9 protein-coding genes are annotated in these 6,599 nt (G+C 70.9%); 1 reads left to right on the plus strand and 8 read right to left on the minus strand.

Going from position 1 to position 6,599, the window contains the following annotated elements:
• The 8 genes from IJH84_RS25510 to IJH84_RS25545 form a co-directional block, all read right to left on the minus strand.
• A partial coding sequence (locus IJH84_RS25510; protein ID WP_295149880.1) for an arginine repressor occupies positions 1–344 on the minus strand: 344 nt, incomplete at its 3' end.
• Complete coding sequence (gene argF, locus IJH84_RS25515; protein WP_295149882.1) at positions 341–1,264, minus strand: ornithine carbamoyltransferase; 924 nt, start codon at positions 1,262–1,264, stop codon at positions 341–343. The genes IJH84_RS25510 and argF, both read right to left, overlap by 4 nt.
• A gap of 42 nt (positions 1,265–1,306) precedes the next feature.
• Positions 1,307–2,482 (minus strand): acetylornithine transaminase, encoded by a 1,176-nt coding sequence (locus tag IJH84_RS25520; RefSeq protein ID WP_295149885.1) that lies wholly within the window; start codon positions 2,480–2,482, stop codon positions 1,307–1,309.
• Positions 2,479–3,402: an acetylglutamate kinase gene (gene argB, locus IJH84_RS25525; RefSeq protein WP_200072114.1), complete on the minus strand. Its 924-nt coding sequence runs from the start codon at positions 3,400–3,402 to the stop codon at positions 2,479–2,481. Before argB ends, IJH84_RS25520 begins: the two co-directional genes overlap by 4 nt.
• Positions 3,399–4,556 (minus strand): bifunctional glutamate N-acetyltransferase/amino-acid acetyltransferase ArgJ, encoded by a 1,158-nt coding sequence (gene argJ, locus IJH84_RS25530; protein WP_295149888.1) that lies wholly within the window; start codon positions 4,554–4,556, stop codon positions 3,399–3,401. The genes argB and argJ overlap by 4 nt, the downstream gene beginning before the upstream one ends.
• Positions 4,553–4,930: an ACT domain-containing protein gene (locus IJH84_RS25535; protein ID WP_200072112.1), complete on the minus strand. Its 378-nt coding sequence runs from the start codon at positions 4,928–4,930 to the stop codon at positions 4,553–4,555. Before IJH84_RS25535 ends, argJ begins: the two co-directional genes overlap by 4 nt.
• Positions 4,927–5,955, minus strand: a complete 1,029-nt coding sequence (gene argC / locus IJH84_RS25540) for an N-acetyl-gamma-glutamyl-phosphate reductase (RefSeq protein WP_295149890.1) — start codon at positions 5,953–5,955, stop codon at positions 4,927–4,929. Before argC ends, IJH84_RS25535 begins: the two co-directional genes overlap by 4 nt.
• A 52-nt stretch (positions 5,956–6,007) precedes the next feature.
• A complete protein-coding gene (locus IJH84_RS25545) occupies positions 6,008–6,283 on the minus strand; it encodes a hypothetical protein (protein ID WP_295149892.1) in 276 nt (91 codons plus the stop codon).
• Between the two features lie 107 nt (positions 6,284–6,390).
• Here IJH84_RS25545 and IJH84_RS25550 point away from each other — a divergent pair.
• Positions 6,391–6,599, plus strand: a 209-nt coding sequence (locus IJH84_RS25550; protein WP_295149894.1) for a helix-turn-helix transcriptional regulator, incomplete at its 3' end; no start/stop codon positions are given.

A 6,599-nucleotide genomic window follows, 5' to 3' on the forward strand; every position in this document is an offset into this window, starting at 1 on the left:
CTGGCCAGGAACTGGGCGGCGCCGGGCGGGGTGCGCAGCACGGTGAGGTTGCCGGAGCCGTCGGCGGAGACCAGCAGCTCGGCGAGCAACCTGCTCAGCCGCGAGGTGCCGCCCTGCACCCCGCGCACCGGGCTGCCGTCCTCCGGGATGACGTAGACGGCGGCGCCGCCGTCCGGTCCGCGCAGCTTCACCGCGCCGAGCTCGTCGAGGTCCCGGGACAGCGTGGCCTGGGTGACCTCGATGCCGTCCCCGGCCAGCAGCCGGGCCAGTTCGGTCTGGCTGCGTATCCCCATCGACGATACGAGTTCGACGATGCGGGCCTGCCGGGCCGCCCTGGTGCTCATGGCCGCCGCACCAGCCAGCTCAGCAGGGCCTTCTGCGCGTGCAGCCGGTTCTCCGCCTCGTCGAATACCGCGCTGGCCGGGCCGTCGAGGACTTCGTCGGTGATCTCCCAGCCGCGGTGCGCGGGCAGGCAGTGCAGCACGGTGGTCTCGACGCCGGTTGCGCCGAGCAGGTCGGTGTTGACCTGGAACGGGCGGAACGGGCTCACCCGGTCCTTGCCGTCGTTCTCCTGGCCCATGGAGGTCCACGAGTCGGTGGCGAGCACGTCGGCTCCGTCCACCGATGCACGCGGGTCGGTGTGCAGCGCCACCGATCCGCCGGTTTCGGCGGCCCGCTTGTTGGCCGCGTCGAGCACCCACTGCGCGGGGGCGAAGCCCTCGGGGGCGCCGATGCGGACGTGCATTCCCGCGGTGGCTCCGCCGATGAGCAGCGAGTGGGCCATGTTGTTCGCGCCGTCCCCGAGGTAGGTCAGGGTGCGCCCGGCCAGCGTGCCGTGGCGTTCGCGGACGGTCTGCAGATCGGCGAGGACCTGGCAGGGGTGGAACTCGTCGGTGAGCGCGTTGACGACCGGCACGGTCGAGGCCGCGGACATCGACTGCATCCGCGCCTGCGCGAAGGTGCGCCACACGACGATGTCGGCGTAGCGGGACAGCACGCGGGAGGTGTCTTCGATGGTCTCCTCGCGCCCGAGCTGCATCATCCGGCCGTCGACCACGATCGGCTGGCCGCCGAGCTGGTGGATGCCGACTTCGAAGGACAGCCGGGTGCGGGTGGAGTTCTTCTCGAAGATCACCGCCACGGACTTGTTGCGCAGCACGTCGTCGCTGTGCGGGTCGGTCTTGTAGTGGGCGGCGAGGTCGAGCACTTCGGCCTGTTCGTCGGGGCCGAGGTCGTCATCGCGCAGAAAGTGCCGGGGTGCCACGGCGTCACCTCCGCGGATCGTGGTGGGACTCGGGCTCGCAGGTCATTCGGCGAGCCGGAGAAGTTCGGGGAGCCGGTCGAGCAGTTGCCGCACCTGGTCGTGCTGCACGACCAGCGGCGGGCTGAGCCGCAGCACGTCCGGCTGCACGGCGTTGATCAGGAAGCCGGCTTCCTGGGCGGCCGCGGACACCTTCGCCGCGACGGGTTCGGTCAGGCGCACGCCGAGCAGCAGCCCGTGCCCGCGGACTTCGGCGATCAGCGGGTGGTCGATGGCGCGCACTCCCGCGGCGAGTTCTTCGCCGACGGACTTCACATGTTCGAGCAGCCCGTCCTCGCGGATGGTGCGCAGCACGGCCAGCGCCGCCGCGCAGGCGACCGGGTTGCCGCCGAAGGTGGTGCCGTGCTGGCCGGGTTGCAGCAGCTCACCGGTTTCACCGAGGCCGATGCAGGCGCCGAGCGAAAGTCCGCCGCCGAGCCCCTTGGCCAGCGTGATCACGTCCGGTTCGACGCCGTCGCGCTGGAAGGCGAACCATTCGCCGGTGCGGCCGATGCCGGTCTGCACCTCGTCCAGGACGAGCAGCGTGCCGTACCGTGCGGTGATCTCGCGCGCGGCCCGCAGGTAGCCCTCGGGCGGGACGACCACGCCGTTCTCGCCCTGCACGGGTTCGAGGAACAGCGCGGCGGTCGTGTCATCCACTGCGGACTCGAGCGCGGCCACGTCGCCGTAGGGCACGTGCACGACTCCGCCGGGCAGTGGCTCGAACGGCAGCTGCTTGGCGGGCTGGCCGGTCAGGGCGAGCGCGCCCATGGTGCGGCCGTGGAAGCCGCCTTCGGTGGCGACGACCTTGCTGCGGCCGGTGAGCCTGCTGATCTTGAACGCGGCTTCGTTGGCCTCGGCGCCGGAGTTGCAGAACAGCACCCGGCCGCTCGCCCCGGCCAGTTCCAGCAGTTCCTCGGCCAGCTGCAAGCCGTTCTCGTGCGCGTAGAAGTTCGAGACGTGCCCGAGGTTGCCGATCTGCTCGGTCACCGCTTCGACCACCGCGGGGTGGGCGTGGCCGAGCGCGTTGACCGCGATGCCGCTGACGAAGTCCAGGTAGTCGCGGCCGTCGGCGTCGGTGACGGTGCAGCCCGAGCCGCGCACCAGGGTCAGCTTCGGGGTGCCGTAGTTGTCCATCATGGACGTCTGCCACCGCTGGGTGCCGGTGACGTTGCTGGTCATGAGTTTTCGACCTCGCTTTTCGTGCTGGGCAGCACCATCGTTCCAACGCCGGCGCTGGTGAAGACCTCCAGCAGCACCGAGTGCGCGAGCCTGCCGTCGATGACGTGCGCGCGGGGTACGCCGCCGCGCACCGCGCGCAGGCACGCCTCCATCTTCGGCACCATGCCGGAGTCCAGGCCCGGCAGCAGCCGTTCCAGCTCGTCCGCGTCCAATCTGGACACCAGCGATGAACGGTCCGGCCAGTCGGTGTAGAGACCTTCGACGTCGGTGAGCACGACGAGCTTTTCCGCGCCCAGCTCCTTCGCCAGCGCACCGGCCGCGGTGTCGGCGTTGACGTTGTGCACCACGCCGTCCGCGTCCGGGGCCACTGTGGACACCACCGGGATGCGTCCGGCGTCGATCAGGTCGTGCACCGCGTCGGAGTTGACCGAGACCACGTCGCCGACCAGGCCCACGTCGACCGCTTCGCCGTCGACCAGGGCGGTGCGGCGCGCGGCGGTGAACAGCTGGGCGTCCTCACCGGACATCCCCACCGCGTGCGGGCCGTGCTGGTTGATCAGGCCGACGAGTTCGCGCCCGACCTGGCCGACCAGCACCATCCGCACGACGTCCATGGTTTCCGGCGTGGTGACCCGCAGGCCGCCGCGGAACTCCCCCGCCATGCCGAGCCGGTCGAGCATCGAGGTGATCTGCGGCCCGCCGCCGTGCACGATCACCGGCCGCAGCCCGGCCAGCCGCAGGAACACCATGTCCTGCGCGAAGGCGGCCTTGAGCTCGTCGTCGACCATGGCGTTGCCGCCGTACTTGACCACGACGGTCGCGCCGTGGAAGCGCTCCAGCCACGGCAGGGCTTCGACCAGCACGCCTGCCTTCTCCCCAGCGCGGGCGAGGCGGTCGGTGCTTTGCGGGTACGTGGTCATGACGAGTACGCGCTGTTCTCTTCGACGTAGCCGTGCGAGAGGTCGGTGGACAGGATCGTCGCCTCGTGCTCGCCGAGGTGCAGGTCCACCGCGATCTCGATGTCGCGGCCGGTGAGGTCGGCTTCGCTGCGGTCCCGGTCGGGCAGGCCGCCCGCGAACAGCCGCACGCCGTTGACGGAGATCTCGGCCTTGCCGACGTCGATGCCGACGCCCGCGCGGCCCAGCGCCATCGCGATCCGGCCCCAGTTCGGGTCGGAGCCGAACAGCGCGGTTCCGACCAGGTTGTCCTCGGCGATGATCCGTCCGATGCGGACGGCGTCGTCCTCGGTCCGCGCGCCGCGCACGGTGATGTCGACGGCCTTGGTGGCGCCCTCGGCGTCGTGCTGCAGGCCGCGGACCAGGTCGGTGCAGACGTTCTTGAGCTGCTCGGCGAAGTCCTCAGTGGACGGTTCGATGCCGGAGGCGCCGGAGGCGAGCACGAGCACCGTGTCGTTGGTGGAGGTGCCGCCGTCGACGTCGAGCCGGTCGAAGGTGACGCGGGTGGCCGCGCGCAGTGCCTCGTCGAGGGATGCCTTGGAGATCACGGCGTCGGTGGTGAGCACGCTGAGCATGGTCGCGAGGTTCGGGGCGAGCATTCCGGCGCCCTTGGCGAAACCGCCGACGGACCAGCCCGCTCCGGCGGCGTGCGCCTGCTTGGGCACGCTGTCGGTGGTCAGGATCGCGGTCGCCGCGTCGGTCGCGGCTTGCTCGGTGTCCGCCAGCGACTTCGCCGCACCGTCCACTCCGGACAGAACGGCGTCCATCGGGAGGCGTTCGCCGATGAGGCCGGTGGAGCACACCGCTACGTCGATCGCGCCGATTTCCAGGGATTCCGCGACCTTCTCGGCCGTGGCGTGGGTGTCCTGGAAGCCTTCCGGGCCGGTGCAGGCGTTGGCACCGCCGGAGTTGAGCACCACGGCGCGCAGGCTCTGCTCCTGCAGCACCTGCTGCGACCACAGCACCGGCGCGGCTTTGACCTGGTTCATGGTGAACACGCCCGCGGCGGTGGACTGCGGGCCGTCGTTGACCACGAGCGCCAGGTCTCGGGCGCCGCCGGCTTTGATCCCGGCGGCGACGCCTGCCGCGCGGAAACCGGCGGGGGCGGTGACGCTCATGCGAACTCCTCGGGGTGCACGGTGTGGCCTTCGGCGGTCAGCGCCGCCCGGGCGGACTCGGCGGCGGCGGCCGGGACGAGGATCCAGTCGGTGTCGAAAGTGGACAGCGTGAAGACGCTGATCTCGGCCCGCGCCAACGGGTTCAGCAGCTCGGCGAGCACGCCGGTGAGCGAGAACTCCAGCGGCCCGCGTACTTCCAGTGCGCGGAACGGTCCTTCTACGGTCTCCAGGCCCGCGGCTGCTTCGTACGGGAGCACGAGGGTGCGACCCTTCGCGGTGACCAGCTCGGCCCGGATCGGACCGGTCTCCGGCAGCGGCTCGTCGGTGGCGACGACCGCGAGCGGTTCGTCGTGCAGGTGCAGCGTCCAGTTCACGGGGCGACTCCCGCGAACGGCAACCCGGTCGTCTCGGGCAGGCCCAGCGCCAGGTTCATGCACTGCACCGCGCCGCCCGCGGTGCCCTTGGTGAGGTTGTCCTCGGCACCGACCGCGACCAGCCGACCGGCGTCGGCGTCCACGGTGACCTGCACGTGAACGGTGTTGGCGCCGATCGTCGCCGAGGTCTGCGGCCAGCTCCCCGCGGGCAGCACCTGCACGAACGGCTCGTCGCCGTAGGCGTCGAGGTAGACCTTGCGGGCCGCGTCGGCGTCGACGTCACCGCGCAGCGGAGCGGTGCAGGTGGCGAGGATTCCGCGCGGCATCGGTGCGAGCACCGGCGTGAACGAGACCTTGACGGACTCGCCGGCGACGGCGGAGAGGTTCTGGATCATCTCCGGGGTGTGCCGGTGCGCACCGCCGACGCCGTAGACGCTGGCCGAGCCCATGACTTCGGCCGAGAGCAGGTGCGGCTTGAGCGAACGCCCCGCGCCGGATGTTCCGGTGACCGCGACGACCGTGGCGTCCGGCTCGACCAGCCCGGCCGCCAGCGCGGGCACCAGCGTCAGCGACGAGACCGTGGGGAAGCAGCCGGGGACCGCGACCCGCTTGGTGCTGCGCAGCTTCTCGCGCCCGCCGGGGAGTTCGGGGATGCCGTAGGGCCAGGTGCCGGGATGCTCGCCGCCGTACCAGCGCTGCCAGTCGGCGGGGTCGTTGAGCCGGTGGTCGGCGCCGCAGTCGATGACCACCGCGGCATCGCCGAGTTCGGCGGCGATCGCGGCGGAGTGCCCGTGCGGCAGCGCGAGGAACACGACGTCGTGCCCGGCGAGCTCGGCGGCGGAGGTCTCGGTGAGTTCGCGCTCGGCCAGCGGCACCAGGTTCGGGTGGTGCGCGCCCAGCTTGCTGCCCGCGGTGCCGCCCGCGCTCAACGTGCCGATCTCGACTTCCGGATGCGCCAGCAGCAGGCGGAGCAGTTCCCCGCCCGCGTAGCCGCTCGCACCCGCGACTGCCACCCGAACCGTCATGCGGATGATTATGCATTCTTATGCAACATCAATCAAGGATGGGTGGTGCGGGCTACAGCCAGACCAACCGGACGTCGCGGATCAGCGAGAACATCTCCAGCGTGGACTCGCCCGAGTCGGCGTTGCCCATCATCCCGCCCGGGCCGACGAAAACCGCGCCCGGACCGCGGCCGTCCGGGCTGCATTGCGCGCTGACGTCCAGGCCCCAGACGCAGACCTCGGCGTCGACCACCTCGCCGCGTTCCCGCACGAGCTCGTAGAGCGCGAACGGCCGCGGGCGCACACCCGCGGAGAGTTCGCGGAGCAGTTGAGCTTCACCGTCGGACATCGCCGACTCCCTTCACCGGGGATCCTGATGGATTCAGCTTAGCGAGCAACTTGCTCATAAACAGTCGCCGAATCAGGTGATCCAGTTTTCCCGGTGACAGTGGCACCATGATCGGCGTGGCCCCGGACCCGAAGATGCTCAAGATCCAGCTCGGCATAGAACTGCGCCGCCTGCGCGAAGAATCCGAACGTACCGCCGCCGAGGCAGCGGCGGTCGTAGGTGGCACCGCGCCGAAGATCAGCAAGATCGAAAGCGGCAAGCAGGGCGTCACGACCGCGGAGGTCGAGACGCTGGCCGAGCTCTACAAGGCCCCGGC

This window comes from Saccharopolyspora sp. (assembly GCF_017434145.1).
Lineage (GTDB): Bacteria > Actinomycetota > Actinomycetes > Mycobacteriales > Pseudonocardiaceae > Saccharopolyspora_C > Saccharopolyspora_C galaxeae.